The sequence below is a fragment of the Marinoscillum sp. MHG1-6 genome, assembly GCF_024714475.1.
Classification (GTDB): Bacteria; Bacteroidota; Bacteroidia; order Cytophagales; family Cyclobacteriaceae; genus JAMZMI01.
In genome coordinates this window covers 89,529-108,731 of the sequence record NZ_JAMZMI010000009.1, presented here as the reverse complement: position 1 = coordinate 108,731, position 19,203 = coordinate 89,529, and the positions used below count along the sequence as shown (strand labels likewise).

The window sequence follows — 19,203 nt, the reverse complement described above, 5'->3', positions numbered from 1 at the left end:
TTCATGAATTATTTCAAAAGACACGCTTTAGTACTATTCTTATTCATTTTTGCCCTGTTTACGCAAACGTATGCTCAGTATCCCTCGATGACGAAGGAAGAGAAGCAAAGGGGTGTAGACATTGTTAACGAAGCAAGGGCTGCATCGGACAAAGCCTGGGAAAAGGCCTGGCCGATTGTGCAGGAAGAGGCTAAAAATGGAAAACCGTATATCCCATGGGCCGGTCGCCCAACTGACCTTCCTCAGGCCGAGATACCTTCATTTCCAGGGGCTCAGGGAGGCGGTATGTACTCTTTTGGAGGAAGAGGTGGTAAGGTGCTTGTAGTTACTAGCCTGGCAGACAAGGGCCCTGGCACCCTTCGTGAGGCTTGTGAGATTGGTGGTGCACGGATTATCGTTTTCAACGTTGCCGGTATTATCAAGTTGGAAAGCCCCCTCATCATCAGAGCACCTTATGTAACAATTGTTGGAAACACTGCTCCGGGTGATGGTGTATGTATTGCCGGAGAAACCGTCTGGATCGATACGCACGATGTAGTGATCCGACATATGAGATTTAGAAGAGGAGACACTTTTGTAGGTCGAAGGGATGATGCGATTGGTGGAAATCCGGTTGGAAACATCATGATCGATCACGTTTCTGCAAGCTGGGGATTAGATGAAAACATGTCAATCTACCGTCACATGTGGTCTGACGGAACAGGTAAAAAGGACCTGAAACTTCCAACGGTTAACATTACCATTCAAAACAGCATCTTCTCTGAAGCGCTAGACACCTACAACCATTCATTTGGTAGTACATTGGGTGGCGAAAACTGTAGTTTTCACAGAAACCTTTGGGCCAACAATACCGGAAGGAACCCATCCATTGGCTGGAACGGAATCTTTAATTTCACCAATAACGTAGTATATAACTGGAAGCACAGATCAGTAGATGGGGGTGATTATACGGCCTTATTCAACATTATCAATAATTACTATAAGCCCGGTCCGGTGACTCAAATGGATGATCCGGTGGGGCAAAGAATTCTAAACCCTGAATCCGGTCGGAGTAATTTAGGTTACAAAGAGTTTGGTCGTGTATATGCCAATGGCAATATCATGGAGGGTAATGAAAAGGTAACCAATGATAACTGGGCTGGCGGTATTCAGATAGAAGATGATAATGACAAGGACCTGTGGGATGCAGGCAAATATACCGCTGCCATGAAATGGCCAAAGCCGTTTCCAATGGCTCCTGTTGATATTATACCAGCGGACGAGGCATTTGATTACGTACTTGACAATGCCGGAGCGACCTTGCCTGTAAGGGATCCTGTTGATGTTCGTGTTACGAAACAGGTTCGAACCGGGGAAATTGAGTATGAAGAAGGTCTTGACCCTGATGACTTCTACCAGTTTAAATACAGAAGATTGCCCCCGGATTCCTGGAAAATGGGCATCATAACAGATATCGCACAGGTAGGAGGATATCCTGAGTATAGTGGTAAGCCTTACAAGGATTCGGACATGGATGGCATGCCGGATGGCTATGAAAAGAAAGTTGGTCTTGACCCTAAAGATCCGTCGGATGCGACAGGAGATCTCAATGGAGATGGATATACCAACATAGAAATGTACATTTATAATATTGATCCAAACTCTAAAACAGACTGGACTGATCTTGCAAATAATAAGGACACATTAACCAAATAAGTTAATAAAGCAGGATTCGATATGAGTATATGGTCTGGCCGCCCGGCCAAAAGAAAATATTCACTTGATCAGATCGGGATGATTTTCATCCTGGTCTTTTCTTTTTTGAATGTAAATGCTCAGGAGAAAATTGCTCCGGTATCTCCATCAAAAGACGGTCTGTCATACCTCAAAGATGAATTGGGTAATCAGGTTCCTGACTATTCCTATGCAGGGTATAAAGCTTCTGACGAGGAAATTCCTACCGTAGAGATAGAGGTCTTTATCGACCATAAAGAAGGAGATCAAACCTCTCGCATTCAAAAAGCCATTGACTATGTGAGCAACCTTCCTATGGATGCAAATGGTTATCGAGGAGCCGTTTTGCTGGGTCCTGGGGATTATCGAATCGATGGTGGCCTGGAAATCAGGGCTTCAGGAGTGGTCATCAGAGGAAGTGGAAATGAAACAGGCAAAACCACTCTTCTCGGAACAGGTTTGGATAGGACAACATTAATCAGAGTCTTTGGGGCAAATGACGTACGTCTGGGCGCTCCAATCAACGTAAATGATGACTATGTTCCTGTAGGTGCCATGTCATTGTCTATTGAGGACGTCAAGGGGATAAAAGTAGGTGATGAAATCAGAATCCTTCGTCCGAGTACCAAAGAATGGATTGAAAAGCTCCAAATGCAGCATTTCGGTGGTGAGACTGGCTACATAGGATGGAAAGCTGGTGAAAGGGATATCTATTGGAACAGAAAGGTTGTTTCCATTACTGGTAATGAGATTACACTTGACGCACCTCTTACTACAGCTTTGGATAAGGAATATGGTGGAGGACTGGTCTCCAAAATGGAATGGCCGGGAAGAATTGAAAACGTGGGAATCGAAAACCTTAAGCTGGAATCCACTTTTGATACCTCCAATCCGAAGGATGAGCAGCATAGATGGATGGCCATTGTCATCGAGAACACGCGTGATGCATGGGTAAGACAGGTAAACTTCGAGCATTTTGCAGGTTCAGCGGTAGCTATATGGGAAACCGGTAGCCGGGTGACTGTTGAGGATTGTAAATCATTAAATCCAGTTTCTGAAATAGGCGGGCAGCGTCGATATACTTTTATTACGGAGGGTCAGCAATGTCTTTTTCAAAGGCTGTATGCTGAGTATGGCTATCATGACTTTGCAGTGGGCTTCCGGGCTACAGGTCCAAATGCGTTTGTCGAGTGTCGTTCCGTTCTACCACACAGTTTTAGCGGTACCATTGACAGCTGGGCCTCCGGAGTTCTATTTGATATAGTGAATATTGATGCTCAGGCTCTTCGGTTTAGCAATAGAGGTATGGAGGTGCAGGGAGCAGGCTATACTGCAGCCAATAGCATGTTTTGGCAATGTTCCGCGTCACTGATCGAATGCCCCGCTCCTCCGACTGCTATGAACTGGGCTTGTGGGGCATGGTCACAATTCGCCGGGAACGGATACTGGTATGAAGCTAATAGTTTTGTTAAACCAAGAAGCCTGTTTTATGGCCAACTTGCAGATAGGCTTGGAAAGGAGGCATATGAAAGAGGGCAATTGCTGCCCCTTGAAATGGAAGCTACCAGTAGCCCAACGGTTGAGCAAGCCGAGGAATATATTGCTCAGGCTTATGAGCCTCAAATCCAGTTGATCGACTGGATCAGTGAAGCAGCAGAACGTAACCCAATAAGCATTTCTAAAGGAGATGCTTTGGATGTGGATAACATCAAGTGCAAAACCCCAAAAACCGAAGAAAAGGCATTGGTGCTTTCAAAGAATGATTTCGGCCGATTGGTCCTGAATGATCAACTGGCCTATGGGGCGACACAGCCAATTCAGTGGTGGCGAGGCAATGTGCGATATTATGATGCGATGAAGACGCGCCCTCATGTATCGCGCTACGTCCCGGGTAAAACTGGTACAGGATACACCGATGATCTCGATGAGGCCACAACCTTATTGACCAGTCAGGGAGTGACAGTTTTGGAGCACAATTATGGTCTTTGGTACGATCGAAGGAGAGACGATCACGAGCGTGTACGTAGGATGAATGGTGAGGTGTGGGCCCCTTTCTATGAATTGCCATTTGCCAGGTCAGGTCAGGGCATATCCTATGATGGCATGAGCAAGTATGATCTTACCCAATACAATTATTGGTACTGGAATAGGCTTTCCAAATTTGTGGAATATGGTGAGGAGAAAGGGTTGATCTTTTATCATCAAAACTACTTCCAGCACAATATTCTCGAGGCTGGTGGACACTATGCAGATTTTCCATGGAGAACCGCTAACAATGTCAATGAAACACCTTTCCCTGAGCCTGTCAACTATGCGGGAGATAAACGAATATTCATTGCCGAACAATTTTATGATGTGAGCAACCCTGAGTACCGATCACTTCACGAAGCTTACATTAGAAAATGTCTCGATAACTTCTCGGAACAGTCCAATGTTATCCAGTTCACGAGTGCGGAATATACCGGTCCGCTATCGTTCATAGAGTTCTGGCTGGATGTTATAGCCAGGTGGCAAGATGAAACCGGGAAGGAAGTAATGGTTGCCTTGAGTGCCACGAAGGACGTTCAGGATGCCATTCTGCAGGATCCTGTAAGAAGTAAAATAGTCGATGTGATTGATGTTCAGTATTGGTGGTATGGAGAGAATAAGGCAGGTGAGAGTGAGCTATATGCGCCGGAGGGAGGCAAAAACCTGGCACCCCGTCAGCATGCCCGTTTGGTAAAAACACCGAAGGAAACGTTTGAGAGCACTTACAAGTCCGTTTTTGAATACAAGTCCAATTATCCCGATAAAGCGGTAATTCACAACACGCATAGATCTCAGGCTTTTGGCTGGGCCATATTTATAGGAGGAGGTTCGTTGATGAATATCCCAAAAGTATCGGATACTGAATTTTCAAGGGATGTAGCTTTAATGAGTCCTTACAAGATTGCGGGGACAAAAGCGCTTAAAGGCGTTAATGGCGAGCAGATTTTATATATCGAGGGACAAAGCTCAGTAGACATTGACCTTACCGGTCATAAAGGAAAGTTTGAGGTTTGTTGGGTAAACGAATCAACCGGAGAAGTTCTTCGTTCGGGTAAAATTTTGGAAGGTCAAAAGAAGCATCAACTGACCGATGTTAAATCCTCAATTGTGTGGCTGGATAAAAAATAGAACTAGATGCAAGATATTGTAATTAACCAACCGAAAAAGCTTGTTATTTCAGAAACAGCCTTGAATTTGCTTCTGGAGCAAATCGATCAATCCAATGCTCAAAATGTATTTGTTCTGACCGATCCCCATGTAGCGGATAAAATCAAACCGGTATTTAATGGATTGACATCCAAAAGCATTCGAGTATTCTATCATTTAAGTACCGGAGCGGAGCCTTCCTTTTCAGATTTTGATCAAATTATTTTGGCCGCTAGAGCGGCAAAGACTGATTTTGTTGTTGGTGTAGGGGGAGGAAGTGTATTGGATATTGCGAAGTTGGTTGCGGCATTGACTAATGCAACGGAACCTATATCCAATTATGTAGGGAATGGACTGATCAAGAGTAGAAACATTTCTTTAGTCTGCGTTCCAACCACCTCTGGAGCGGGAAGCGAGTCCTCTCCCAATGCTATTTTGATTGATGATTCGGATAACAGCAAAAAGGGAATCATTGACGCTGTGTTGATGCCTGATGGTGTTTACATAGATCCAACATTGATTGCCAGTCTTCCTCCAAGCATTACGGCATATACAGGACTTGATGCGCTCACCCACTGTATCGAAGCCTTTGCAAATAAGTTTGCTCATCCTGTGGTAGACGTGTATGCTCTGGAAGGAATAAAACTGATCAGTCAAAATTTAGGAAAAGCCATTGCTAATGGCAATGACCTCGAAGCACGTAAGAAAGTAGCGCTAGGTGCCTATTACGGAGGGATGTGTCTGGGGCCGGTCAATACTGCCGCAGTGCACGCATTAGCCTATCCACTGGGTACGAAATTCAAAATTGCTCATGGTCTGAGTAACGCTCTGCTGCTTCCTTTTGTATTAGAATATAATCTGGAAGCTGCGGAATCAAGGTACGCTCAAATATCACTTGCGATGGGGGGTGAAGCCTTGGATTCAGATCGGGAGACAGCTCTTCAGGGAATAGCGCTGATCCGTAAGCTCATCAGGGAATGCGGAATGCCTTCAAGACTTTCTGAATTAGAAATCCAATTGAAAGATGTTGATCAAATGGCTGCTGATGCCATGTTGATTCAGCGGTTATTAAAAAACAATGTTAGAGAAGTGCAGCATGGTGACGCTGTGACTATTTATCAAAATGCCTATTAGAAATGAAAATATTTGAAGGGGTCATCATACCCATGGTAACACCAATCAATGCGAATTATTCCATCGATGCGGCCTCAGTAGGGAAGATCGTGGAATCTTTTATTGCACAGGAATGTGCGCCCTTCGTACTAGGTACCACTGGCGAGTCAACTTCCTTTTCATCGACACAGAAAACGGAACTGGTTAAGCAAACCGTAAAAGCTGTTAATGGCAGGGTGAAAACTTTTGCCGGGATATCAAGTACCAGCCTGGTCGAATCCATTGAGATGGCGAAAACCTATCGGGACCTGGGAATAGATGTCATGGTGACCACACTACCATACTATTTTCCAATTTCGGAATCTGAGATGACCCGGTTCTTCACTCAGCTGGCAGATGCGATTGACTGTCCTGTGGTGCTCTACAACATGCCAGCTATGGTAGGTGAGAGAATTCCACTTGATGTAGCCGACCACCTTAGTCAACACCCAAATATTGTAGGTATGAAGGACTCTGAAAGGGACCCTGAACGTATCGATACCTCCATTGGCATGTGGAAGGATCGGGAAGAATTTGCGTTCTATCTGGGGTGGGCCGCACAATCGGCACATTCGGTGCTGCTAGGAGCTGACGGGATCGTTCCGAGTACCGGGAATTTTGTGCCGGAACTATTCAAGCAGTTGTATGATGCCGCAAAAGCCGGAAACCATGAGGAAGCCCATCGTTTGCAAGAATTGACCGATCAGATTTCATTGATCTACCAAAAGGATCGAAAGCTCAATACTTCATTGCCTGCCCTAAAAGTACTGATGTCAGAATTGGGACTTTGCAAACCTCATGCGATGCCACCCATGTATGATATTGCTCCGGATGAACAGGAAGCATTGAAATCACAATTAAGAACTCAATTAGCAAATATTTAATCACTGACTGATGACGACAAGAAAGAAACCTGTATTAGCCGTGACGATGGGGGATCCTGCCGGGATTGGACCGGAAATCGCGGTTAAACTATTTGCAAGCGGAAAGGCTTATGAGACCAGTTATCCAATCGTGGTGGGTCATCCGGAAGTGATGCTGAAGGCCATTGATCTTGTGGGAGGTGCCATTATTCTTAATACCATTACTGATGTCAAGGATGCGAAGTTTGAGATGGGGATAATGAATGTTTACGATATCGGAGGTGAAGATGTGGATACGATCAGGTACGGTGAGGTTTCAGCGTTGGCTGGAGACCTGGCCTTCAGGTCTGTAACTACTGCAATTGACCTGGCTCTGAAAAAAGAGGTGGACGGTACGGTAACCGGTCCAATCCATAAGGAATCAATTAACAAGGCCGGGCACAAGTTCGCAGGTCATACGGAGATCTATGCTCACTATACCGGAACAAAAAAATATGCCATGCTACTCGTTGAGGAGAGTTTCAAGGTGATTCATGTGTCTACTCATGTTTCGTTGCGTCAGGCCTGTGACCTCGTGAAAAAGGACCGTGTATTGGAAGTAATCCATTTGATTAACAATGGATTGAAAAGCCTTAAAATAGAAAACCCAAGAATAGGTGTGGCGGGACTTAATCCTCATGCCAGTGATGGAGGCCTTTTTGGAACGGAGGATGCTGAGGAGATTCTTCCGGCGATAGAGCAGGCTAGAAAGGAAGGCGTTATAGTAGATGGACCAGTTCCTCCTGATACCCTGTTTGCGATGGCTTATGGGGGGAAATATGATGGCTGTGTGGCTATGTATCATGACCAGGGGCATATTCCATTCAAGGTCATTGGCTTCAATTGGGACCAAAAAACAAAGAAGATGAAGAGTGTTAAAGGTGTGAATATCACCATGGGGCTTCCGATCATACGTACATCGGTGGATCACGGAACTGCCTTTGAAATAGCCGGAAAAGGAATTGCCAGTCCGGATGCACTTTTCCACGCGATTGAATACGCAGAAAAACTAACTATCTAATGATTGCAGTAATTGCAGATGATTTCACCGGAGCTGCTGAAATAGGCGGTGTGGCCTTGAGGCATGGCTTGGATGTTCGCATTCAAACCAAACCCAGTGCAGTATCTGCAGATGTGCTCATTGTGGCTACGGATGTGAGATCACTTGATGCTCCTCAGTCGGTAGCCGAAATAGAAAGAGTGACAAGAGAGCTTTTAAGCCTTAATCCACAGCTGATTTTCAAAAAAACTGATTCAGTACTTCGTGGTCATGTGTATGTGGAGTTGGAAACACAAATGAGAGTGGTGGGTACTACCAAAGCTATACTGGCAGCAGGCAACCCGTCTATGGGTAGAGTCATTAAAAATGGAGCTTATTTTATTGATGATGTTCCATTGAATGAATCAGGGTTTTCTGCTGATCCACATTTCCCCATGCATACCAATGAGGTGCTTTCAATAGTTCGAAAGAGAGGAATGGTTGATGTTTTCAGTGGTAACCCTGTTAAATACGGTGGAGAAGATGGGATTGTTATTGGTGATGTGGAGACAATGGATGACTATCAGTTATGGGTTGGGGCCGCTGATGAACAAACAACTTTGGCGGGTAGCGCTGGCTTCTTCGACGCACTGCTTTATAGCTTGAAAATGGAACCACGTAAATCAGATGCCATTCCCGAGATCGGGGACAAGAGACTGATTGTACAGGGCAGCAAATTCCCTAAAGGAGATGTCTATATCAACCTGATGAATAGTCTTGGTTATGAGACCTTTAATATGCCCATAGAGGTGTACGAAGATTCGGATCCGAGAGGAGAGTATCTGGTGAAATGGGAGCATGAGGTGGTTGAGGCGATGAAGGATCATAACGCGCTCATTAGAATTAATCATTTTGGACCAAGAGCAGATTTCATAGCCAATAGGCTGAGCAGCGAAATGGCTAAGCTAGTCAGTGGTGTTTTAAAGCGAATACCTGTCAATGAGCTACTTATTGAAGGAGGTAGTACCATGGCGGCGATCCTTCATGAAGTAGGGATAACGAGCTTAAAACCAGTTAAAGAATTTGCTCCGGGTGTGATCCGCATGCAGCCTGATGGCGAATTTAAATTTTGCATCACCTCCAAACCGGGCAGTTATCGCTGGTCGGATGAAATATTAGAGTTACCCCAACCCAAAAACTAAACCCACAAGATGACTTTACACCCCATTGACTATATCATTATTGCTATTTCCCTGATCATTCCGATCTACATCAGTATCAGGTTGGCTAAGAAGCAGACCGATACGGGGAATTACTTTAAAGGTGGGGGTAATATACCAGCCTGGGCAGTGGGGATGTCAATTCTTGCCACGTTGATAAGCAGTGTAACATTTTTAGCCTATCCTGGGAGTGGATATTCATCTAACTGGATATTGTTGGTTCAGGGGTTGATGGTACCGATCACGTTGATCTTCTTTATCAAGTTTGTCGTTCCTCTCTATCGTAAAGTGATTGGTCTGAGTGCCTATGAGTACTTTGAAAAACGATTTGGGTTTGGTGCAAGGTTATATACTTCGCTTGCTTTCTTTTTAGCCCACTTTTCTAAAATGGGGACGGTGTTCTACCTGATTGCGCTGGCATTTTCAGAAATGACAGGAATGGGCACGGTAAATATGATCTGGTTACTTGGAGCAATGATCATATTGATTACCCTCCTGGGAGGAATGGAAGCCGTGATCTGGATGGATGTTATACAAGGCTTCATCCTGATCGGAGGAGGATTGATCACTTTAGGGATCATTATTTTTTCGACTACCGGAGGTCTACCTGCCATTTATGATGTTGCCAACGACGCAGGGCATGTAGGTTTTGGGCCATATGATTTTGACCTGACCTCTCTGACCTTCTTTGTGATGGCCATTAATGGGGTTTTCTATGCGATTCAAAAGTACGGGACCGATCAGACCATCGTACAGCGCTACTTGACAGCAAAAAGTGATAAAGATGCCGTCAAGGCTTCTTTAATAGGAGTTTTAATGAGTGTTCCTGTCTGGGCCCTTTTCATGTTCATCGGTACAGCACTCTTTGGGTATTACCAGATCAGTGGTGCACCTATTCTCGATGGAACCAAAGCGGATGCAGTTTTCCCGTTTTTTATCATGACCGAACTGCCGATAGGAGTGGTCGGGTTGGTACTTGCTGGACTTCTGGCGGCGGCCATATCGAGTCTGGATTCAGATCTCAATTGTCTTTCAGCCATTTTCATGGAGGACTACTATCTCCGATTCAGACCTAATACCGACGCTAAGAAGCAGTTGTTCCTGAGCAAGCTTATTGTTGTCATTGCGGGGATCGCTTCCATCCTGGTGGCGCTTTATTATGTGGATCAGGGAGGAAAGGGTGTGCTTAAGACCGTCTTCAAACTATATGCGATATTTTCAGGGGGTATTGCCGGATTGTTTTTATTAGGAATTGTGAGCAATCGCGCCAATCGAATGGGGACCTATATGGGTATCATTGCCAGCGTGTTATTTACGGCGTATGCCGTCATCACTTCTACTCCCTTAACTATTGGCGGGGAAGATCGATTGTTGATAGACCTGGGAGATTGGAATTTCACCCATCATAAATACATGCTTGGTGTTTATAGTCATTTGATCCTTTTCGTGGTTGGGTATGTGGCGAGTTATTTTTTTAAAGAGCCGGCCAAGGTGGAGGGACTGACTTATAAAAGCTGGAAGCAATTACAGAACTAACATGAATTTTAATATTAAGAACATGCCTAAAATTGATCATTTATTGAACAGCGGCCTGATTGTTTTGATGCTGTCAGCGGGAATTTTTAGCTGTCAAAAACCAGAGAAAAAGGAAGCCGAGATTACAGGCTCATTCAGACCTATTAAGATCTCTGAAAATCAGCGGTTTTTCCAGTATGATGACGGAGAGCCGTTTTTTTGGTTGGGGGATACGGGTTGGTTGATCTTCAAAAAGCTTGATCGAGGAGAGATTATTAAGTATCTGGATGATCGAAAAGATAAAGGGTACAATGTGATTCAGGTGATGTTGCTACATAATGTTGATGTAGAAAGCTTTCAAGGTGATAAGGCCTTAGTTGACAATAATGTGGCTACACCCAATGTGACTGAAGGTGATGATCCGAATGATCCGGAACAGTACGACTATTGGGATCATGTGGCTTTTGCAGTCGAAATGGCTCAGGAAAGAGACATGTTTATGGCATGTGTTCCGGTTTGGGGCACTCCTGTTAGCAATGACAACGTGACTGTGGATGAGGCGAAGGATTACGCGAGCTTTTTGGCCAACCGATTTAAAGATTATCCAAATATCATATGGCTTAATGGTGGAGATATCAGAGGAGATGATCATCAGGAGGTATGGTTGCAGATTGGTGCCACGCTGGACAGTCTGGATGATCAACACCTAATTACTTTCCACCCAAGAGGACGCACCATGTCGTCTGAGTGGTTTCATGATGAGAGCTGGTTGGACTTTAATATGTTTCAGTCCGGACATAGGAACTATGACCAGGATACCGCTTATGACTCCCACCGATTTGGTCCGGATAACTGGAAATATATAAGTGTTGAATACAATAAGCAGCCTACTAAACCGACGCTTGACGGAGAGCCTTCATATGAAGGGATACCGCATGGGCTACATGATACTACGGAGGTTTACTGGAATGCCGATGACATTAGAAGATATGCTTATTGGTCAGTTTTTGCTGGAGGTGCCGGGTTTACTTATGGACATAATGCGGTAATGCAATTTTACCGGGCAGAAGATAATGGGAACCGTGCCTTTGGTGCAAGAGAGTTCTGGATAGAGGGGTTAAATCATCCAGGTGCAGGTCAGATGGAACATTTGAAGACCTTGATGTTGTCAAAGCCTTATTTTGAGCGAATCCCGGATCAGGGATTAATTGTCAACCAGGGTGAACGTTACGATTACATTGTTGGAACCAAAGGCGAACAATACGCCATGATCTATACTTATACCGGAAGGGATATGGAAGTGAATATGGGGCGTATAAAAGGAAATGAAATTAAAGCAAGTTGGTTTGATCCCAGATCAGGTACAATAACGGAAGCGGGAGTTTTTCAAAATAGAGATACAGCCACATTTGATCCTCCCGGGGAACCGAAGGAAGGGAATGATTGGGTGTTGATCCTGGAAAAAATATAAGATGAGGATATTAATTGTTTCAATTTTCACGCTTGTTTGGTTGGTCTCATGTGGGCCGGAAAAGGAATACTATATGTTCACTTCCTTTAAAGAGCCAGCGGATGAGGGACTTTACTATTTGTACAGTGAAGACGGACTCAACTGGACACGCATAGAGAAGGTGTTTTTGAAACCGGAGATAGGCAAGCAAAAGGTAATGCGGGACGCATCAATGGTTCACGGACCGGAAGGCACCTATCACATGGTATGGACAACCAGCTGGAGAGGTGATCTGGGTTTTGGTTATGCTCATACCAAAGATTTGATCCATTGGTCGGAACAACAATTGATCCCGGTAATGGAGTTTGATACTAGCACCGTCAACGTCTGGGCTCCCGAACTGTTTTATGATGATGTTGATGATCGTTTTATTATCATTTGGGCCTCTACTATCCCATTCAAGTTTGAAAAGGGTGAAGAGGAAGAAAAGAACAATCACCGAATGTACTTTACAACTACCAGGGACTTTAAAACTTTCACAGAAACAAAGCTGTTTCTTGATCCGGGGTTTAGTGTAATAGATGCAGTAATTGTAAAGAGAAGTGATGAGGACTACGTCCTTGTCTTGAAAGATAATACCCGTCCTAATAGAAATATGAAGGTAGCTTTTTCAGATAATCCACTTGGGCCGTGGGAAGACGTTTCGGAGCCCTTTACGGGCTTTTTGACAGAAGGACCTACGGTGGTGCGGTTAGGAGAGGAATATGTGATCTATTATGATGAGTACCGAACGAAAACTTACGGGGCTCAAAAGACAACCGATTTTAAAAGTTTCCAGGATATCACCTCGGAGATATCAGTACCGGAAGGTCACAAGCATGGGACCATTTTTAAAGCAAAAGAAAGTCTGGTGAAAGGGTTATCAAATGAATTGAATAAGTGAGCTCATAGCCATTTTAAAAAAAAAATGTACTTTAAACACTTTTTTAGGAATAATTGGTCCAATTCAGGATGGTGCAGGATACAGGTGGTGCACGTATTGGCTAATTTCAAGTTTGAAGAGATTTCTCTTTAAGTGTGAATTATAGAACTAAGGCAGATTGATTTTCAAGGAAAATTGATCATTAAGCGACCACATTGTGGTCGCTTTTTTTATGATCAATTGGTGGTTAAGTCTTAATATGCCTTTTCAATAATAACGCCTAGTGTTTCTCTGGCTTCTGTTCGAATATTGAATTCAAGGCTGTTGGATTCTGTATCTGCCCATGCGGACACCAGAGCCATGGGTGCTTTAATTGAAATGGTGCCTTTAGAAAAGTCTACGGAATATAGACCATCGTCGTAGCATGCTTTTAACTCACAACTGAATGGGGCGAGTGCCAACCCAAACGATACGTTGACGGAAAGAGGGAAGCCTTCCTTAAGGTCTTCGATCTCATCCCTTTTGAGTTGTAAATTGAGTTGTTGGTCAGTGATTTGTAGTTTCAATGCAGATTGGGGTTAGGGGTTAATTGATTGTTTTGATTAGATTCTCTATCTTAAAAAGAGTTTATTCATAATTTCGATACATGAAAGGTCTCATATTAATCGGTGGTAAGAGTCAAAGAATGGGCTCAGATAAATATTTGATGGATATTCACGGACTTCCACAGTATCTACATCTTTATGAGTTGTTGTCATCTTTTCAAATCGATGTTTATGTTTCCTGCAGTCAATCTCAGCAGGCTGAAATTGATGATGAAACCCCCAAAATTGTTGACACCTATAATGCCATAGGTCCCATGGGCGGTGTCATATCTGCTATGGGCAATGACCCGAAATCCTCCTGGCTGGTCGTGGCCTGTGATCTTATGAACCTGACTAAAGAAAGCGTTCAAAACCTTATGGGGCAGCAGGATAAAGCTTATGATGTGATTGCTTATCAAAAACCGGATAATTCCTTTTTTGAGACTACGATCACCATTTATAACCCTTCTGCTCACTCCGTCATTCTTAAGCAGGTTCATGCAGGGGATTATAGTCTTCAAAGTGCCTTGCAAAAGCTGACCGTCAAAGAGGTCGTTCCGGAAGATTTTGAGGCGCTGAAAAATTTTAATCATCCCAAGGACCTGAGTTAGGGGTTACATTTTATAATATTCTTCTTTGCCTTTACCACAAGTAGGACAGGTGTATTCTTTCGGTAAATTTTGAAAAGCCGTTCCGGGAGCTATGCCACCCATACTATCCCCATATTCCGAGTCATAAACAGTTTGGCAAGAGTTACACTGGTATAAATCCTTACTTAGGTTATCTACAATTGACTTGACCTTTGCAGAAGTAACAGGCTCTTCGTTCAGACTTTCATAATACACGAGACTCAATTCAAGTATTAATGCCGGTAAGACGCTCTTGTCTACCTCACTGGCATAAACGAAATATTCGTTGAGGTTCGGATTGAAATTCTTACTGTAGAGTAGGTTGTAGGTCTCGTTCCCTGATTCGCCGATAGGATTTTTTTCAATCACCACGGAAGTAAACAAGGTAATATCACTCGTCGTCTTAATGGTAAACGTAAGTCCATAGGTACTGACGTCCTGCTGGTCTAACTCCCTTACCAGGAAGATTTTCAAATCCAGCGCTTCATTATCCAAAGCAGGTAAATGCCAGTTCATCTCGAGAGAAGAATGTCGTAGATTCATACCAAATTTACCCATCAGCTTTTCCCATCCAATCCGATCTTTTTCAGATATCCCTTTGATAATGAACGACTTCCATGGGGTGAGGCTCACCTTCCCAACCTCGGTGTAGATGCATCTCTCCATCATCGCTTTCAGCGTGGAGATCTTGAAATTGTTATTCCTCCAGTACAGACCCAGCCAGTATTTGCCATCTGGTAGACGGTTGATCCCTTCATAATAAGGGAAATGAGGCTCTGGCAAGAGCATATCCTCCGTCACGGGTTGTGTATTCATTTTCACATTATCCGTGAGGTAGGTGAAAAGATCCTGATAGCTCCAGTCGGAATCGATGAAGTTAATATCCTCGATACTTTGAGCCACCTTGCTCAGGTCTTCGCTGTATACCAGCAAAGGCATTTGATAAGGGGTCCTCTGTATACGCTTAAATCGTAGGTATACGTACCAGTAATTCTCCTGGCTTGAGGCAATGAAGTTTATTTGACCTGTAAAAAGGGGTACAAGACTTTGAGATGAATCAACAATATTGATTCGCAATGCAGGCTTATAGGTAAAGCTATCCAGTACATAATGGTAGACATGAGAAGCAAGCCACTTTTTACCCGGCATGATGTCCTGAGCCACATAGCTACTGCTAATGTTTTGGTGGCTGAAAGTATTTATCTCATAATCTGTGCTAATGGAGTTGAAGGTCGAGTCCAGGATTTCCTTGCTCTTTTCTTTAGCCGAAAAAAGGATGTCTTGTCTTGATCCAAAATGAAGATGGTCGGCTCCTAATTTTTCAGCTACAAGAATGATTTTGAGAAAGTCTCCCGGAGATATGATTCCCCCCTTAACAAATACCCTTACCAGATCTTTAAGTTGCATAGTTCAATAGTCTGTAATGCGTTAAAATTACCTCAAGAAGAACTTATGCCGGTTCTAAAGAGGCATCTATTATTCTTTTAACTTCCGATTTGCAACTACCACAGCCCAATCCGGCCCCGGTAGCCTGGCATAAGTCATTTAACGAACTGCAACCGGAGGCAATAGCTTCTTTCAAATTACCATCACCAACGTTGTTGCACGAACATACCAACTTTCCTTTGACCGGCTCAGGAGCCTTTCCTGAGCGCAACAGCTGAACTCTTTTTTCTGAAAGCTCAGTTTCACTTTCAATGAGTTCCTTATACTCAGCAAACTCCGCCTTATCACCCATAAGTATGGTTCCTACCAGCTTATCATTGTGGATGATACATTTCTTATAATACAGTTCCTCTCTGTCGAGGAAGGTAATTTCGTTATAGTTTTTCCCGTTAACAGGAATTTCAGCAAGGCCAACGGAACATAGATCCAAACTTGGAAACTTAAGAATGTTCATCGGGGTAGTGCCTTTGTAATAACTACTTGGGTCACCCGCAATAAATCTTGCGCAGACATCAGCCTGTTGTTCTGCAGCGGCGGTAATTCCATTGAGTTTTTGATTATGCTCAGCAATTTCACCCAGTGCGAAAATGTTCGGATCGCTTGACTGGAGATAGTCATTGACCTTCACACCACGACCTGTTTCAAGTCCAGATTCAACAGCTAACTCAGTATTTGGTCGGGTACCGATAGCAAAAACTGCAGCATTGGTATGGAAACTATGGCCACTTTTCAGCTTCACAAAAAGATCATCCTCGTTTACCTCATCAATGCTTACGACCTGGTCATTCGTAAATACCCTAACTCCCAGACCTTCTACATATTCCCTAAGCATCGAACTGGCAACCGGGTCAAGCTGACGTTCCATTAGCCTCGAGCCCAATTGAATGATGGTTGTTTCGATATGTATTTCTGAAAGTGCAGCTGCTAACTCCAGGCCTAATAAACCACCTCCAATAACGAGAACATGACTATCTGGTTTCAGACGATCCTTAAGGTCATCTGCATTTTGCCTGTCACGCATAGTGAATACTCGTGGCAGGTGAATAGGCGCATTTGGCGGAATGAAGGCCCGGCTACCTGTAGCCATGATCAGGACATCATAAGAATGACTTTCACCTTTGCTGTCAATGACCAGTTTGTTTTCCCGGTCAACCTTTTGAATTGGGTTGGAAGGGTACAGATCAAGGTTCAGTTTCTTTAATTCATCCTGAGTGAATTTTAATAAATCTTCCCACTCTTTGGTCTCATTGATGTATTCAGGAAGGAGTACCCGATTATAAAAAGGCCATTCTTCCTTAGAAAAAACTGAAATCTGATCAGTTTGATTGAAATCGCGATAGGTATTTACAAACCTAAAGGCGGCAGCACCAGCCCCAACAACAACAATCTTTTTGGGTTGTGTCTGATATCGAGTCACCTCGACAGCTGAGAATTTGAATCCGGGTTGTTTGGATTTGGGGTCATATGTTTCATTAGTCAGGTTGTTAGCCCTGGACATATCTGAAGTTAGTTTTTTACCCCAGTGCATGGGAAGGAAAACCACTCCTTTTTTGATCCTGTCAGAAATTCTTGCACCAACGCGTACTTCACCTCTTGGGTTTGCAATCACAACTGGGTCGCCCTCTTTGATGCCTCTTTTTTCCGCATCGAAAGGGTGAATTTCTAAAAACGCACGATCAATATGCTTATTAAGTTTGGATACCTTACCGGTTTTGGTCATGGTATGCCATTGATCTCTGATTCTTCCGGTAGTGAGTACCAGAGGGTATTCATCTGTAACCGGTTCAGCCTCATTTTGGGGTCCGTTCGGTTTTATATGGGCTTTTCCGTCTTCAGTTAAGAATTTATAATCACTGAAAAGCCTGGTCGTACCTGTTGATTCTTCGGATGGTACAGGCCATTGAATGGATCCCATGCTTTTCAGCTTAGGGTAGGAGAGCCCAGAGATATCAATAGGAGTACCCTTGGTCATACGGGTGTATTCCTCATATATCTCACTTGCGTCTTTAAAATCAAAGCCATGATACCCCATAGCCTTGGCGAATCGCATAATGATTTCCGAATCAGGTAAAGCTTCTCCCGGAGCATCAAGGACCTTCGGTAAATAGGAGATTCTCCTTTCTGAGTTGGTCATCGTTCCTTCCTTTTCAAGCCATCCTGCTGCAGGTAGCAACAAGTCGGCATATTTGGAAGTATCACTACGGTGAGAAATATCCTGAACGATTACGAAACGTGCCTTTTTCAACGCCTCATCCACCAATCGGGCATTTGGCATACTGACGGAAGGGTTCGTACAAATGATCCATACGGCTTTCATACGATCATCTCTAAGCGCTTCGAACATTTCCGTTGCGGTCATCCCCGGTTTTTCCTGGATTTTTTCTACTCCCCAAAAATCAGCCACCTCTTGACGGTGTACCGGGTTTGCCAGGTTTTTGTGAGCAGCAAGCAAGTTTGCTAATCCACCAACTTCACGGCCTCCCATGGCATTAGGTTGACCGGTAAGGGAGAATGGGCCGGCACCCGGTTTTCCGATTTGTCCGGTAATGAGGTTAAGATTAAGTAATGCAAGGTTTTGATTAACTCCGGCAGTACTTTGGTTCAGACCCATCGCCCACATGGTGATGAATCCTTTTGACTGCCCTATGAATCTGGCTGCCTTGATAATAGCATCTGCAGGCACATCGCAAATAGCAGCGGATTCTTTAAGCGTCTTTGATTTTAGTTCTTTTGTTAATTCTTCAAATCCCGACGTATGCTCTCTGATGAAAGCCTCGTCGATCAATCCATGATCAATCAGGTAACGTGCTATGGCATGGAATAGAACCGTGTCAGTACCTGGCTTGACCTGCAAATGCAGGTCAGCCAAAGCACATGAATCCGTAACCCTAGGATCTACTACAATGATCTTTAAATCGGGATTTTCAGCCTTATACTTTTCTATTCTACGGAATAGGATAGGGTGGCACCAGGCCGGGTTCGCTCCTGCAATAAGAATACAGTCTGATTGCTCTATATCCTCATATGCGATCGGAACCGCATCGTCTCCGAGTGTTTCTTTATAACCAACCACGGCAGAACTCATGCACAGTCGTGAGTTGGTGTCAATGTTATTGGTTCCAAAAAAGCCTTTAACAAGCTTATTTGCCAGGTAATACTCTTCTGTAAGGCATTGGCCTGATACATACAGTCCAACGCTATCAGGGCCATGCTGATCGATAAAGGTTTTAAATACGGCAGCAGCACGCTTAATGGCTGCATCCCAGGATACCTGTTCCATAGGATGGTTTTTGCTCCATCTCATCTGAGGATGCAACAACCTGTCCGTTTGGTCCATCACAGTATAGTGAAGGTTCATACCCTTTGAACAAAGCATTCCTTTGTTTACCGGGTATTCCTCATCTCCCTTCAGTGACAGACGACCCTTATCACTCTTTTTGACCTCAATACCACAGCCAACTCCGCAATAGGAGCAAATAGTCTTATGAGTCTCTCCCCATTTTTGTGGCATAGTGTA

General features: G+C 44.0%; 13 protein-coding genes. 10 read left to right on the top strand and 3 right to left on the bottom strand.

The window, feature by feature from the left end; all coding sequences use genetic code 11:
• The first annotated feature begins 3 nt into the window (after positions 1-3).
• Genes NXR94_RS16335 through NXR94_RS16295 form a run of 9 tightly spaced genes read left to right on the top strand, consistent with a single transcriptional unit; the run spans position 4 to position 13,048 of the window.
• A complete protein-coding gene (locus tag NXR94_RS16335) occupies positions 4-1,695 on the top strand; it encodes a polysaccharide lyase family 1 protein (RefSeq protein ID WP_258105750.1) in 1,692 nt (563 codons plus the stop codon).
• 21 nt (positions 1,696-1,716) lie between these two features.
• Complete coding sequence (locus NXR94_RS16330) at positions 1,717-4,869, top strand: DUF6298 domain-containing protein (RefSeq protein WP_258105749.1); 3,153 nt, start codon at positions 1,717-1,719, stop codon at positions 4,867-4,869.
• A 6-nt stretch (positions 4,870-4,875) separates the two neighbouring features.
• Positions 4,876-6,021, top strand: coding sequence for an iron-containing alcohol dehydrogenase (locus tag NXR94_RS16325; RefSeq protein WP_258105748.1), 1,146 nt, complete (start codon positions 4,876-4,878; stop codon positions 6,019-6,021).
• Positions 6,022-6,023: 2 nt separating this feature from the next.
• On the top strand, positions 6,024-6,923 hold the full coding sequence (locus tag NXR94_RS16320; RefSeq protein WP_258105747.1) for a dihydrodipicolinate synthase family protein: 900 nt from the start codon (positions 6,024-6,026) through the stop codon (positions 6,921-6,923).
• Between the two features lie 10 nt (positions 6,924-6,933).
• Positions 6,934-7,962, top strand: a complete 1,029-nt coding sequence (gene pdxA, locus NXR94_RS16315; protein WP_258105746.1) for a 4-hydroxythreonine-4-phosphate dehydrogenase PdxA — start codon at positions 6,934-6,936, stop codon at positions 7,960-7,962.
• Complete coding sequence (locus tag NXR94_RS16310) at positions 7,962-9,122, top strand: four-carbon acid sugar kinase family protein (protein WP_258105745.1); 1,161 nt, start codon at positions 7,962-7,964, stop codon at positions 9,120-9,122. The genes pdxA and NXR94_RS16310 overlap by 1 nt, the downstream gene beginning before the upstream one ends.
• A gap of 9 nt (positions 9,123-9,131) precedes the next feature.
• Positions 9,132-10,676, top strand: coding sequence for a sodium:solute symporter (locus NXR94_RS16305; protein WP_258105744.1), 1,545 nt, complete (start codon positions 9,132-9,134; stop codon positions 10,674-10,676).
• Positions 10,677-10,698: 22 nt separating this feature from the next.
• On the top strand, positions 10,699-12,126 hold the full coding sequence (locus NXR94_RS16300) for a glycoside hydrolase family 140 protein (RefSeq protein WP_258105743.1): 1,428 nt from the start codon (positions 10,699-10,701) through the stop codon (positions 12,124-12,126).
• Position 12,127: 1 nt separating this feature from the next.
• Positions 12,128-13,048 carry a glycoside hydrolase family 43 protein gene (locus NXR94_RS16295; RefSeq protein ID WP_258105742.1) on the top strand — a complete coding sequence of 307 codons (921 nt, stop codon included), beginning with the start codon at positions 12,128-12,130 and terminating at the stop codon, positions 13,046-13,048.
• Positions 13,049-13,281: 233 nt separating this feature from the next.
• Here NXR94_RS16295 and NXR94_RS16290 read toward each other — a convergent pair whose 3' ends face one another.
• Entirely contained in the window at positions 13,282-13,593 is a 312-nt protein-coding gene (locus NXR94_RS16290) for a DUF7009 family protein (protein ID WP_258105741.1), read from the bottom strand.
• 80 nt (positions 13,594-13,673) lie between these two features.
• Between NXR94_RS16290 and NXR94_RS16285 the strand changes: the two genes are divergently transcribed.
• Entirely contained in the window at positions 13,674-14,222 is a 549-nt protein-coding gene (locus NXR94_RS16285; protein WP_258105740.1) for a molybdenum cofactor guanylyltransferase, read from the top strand.
• A 3-nt stretch (positions 14,223-14,225) separates the two neighbouring features.
• On the opposite strand, the gene NXR94_RS16280 is transcribed toward NXR94_RS16285, so the two are convergent.
• On the bottom strand, positions 14,226-15,647 hold the full coding sequence (locus NXR94_RS16280) for a rubredoxin (protein ID WP_258105739.1): 1,422 nt from the start codon (positions 15,645-15,647) through the stop codon (positions 14,226-14,228).
• A gap of 43 nt (positions 15,648-15,690) precedes the next feature.
• Positions 15,691-19,197 carry a nitrate reductase gene (locus NXR94_RS16275; RefSeq protein WP_258105738.1) on the bottom strand — a complete coding sequence of 1,169 codons (3,507 nt, stop codon included), beginning with the start codon at positions 19,195-19,197 and terminating at the stop codon, positions 15,691-15,693.
• Positions 19,198-19,203 lie beyond the last annotated feature (6 nt).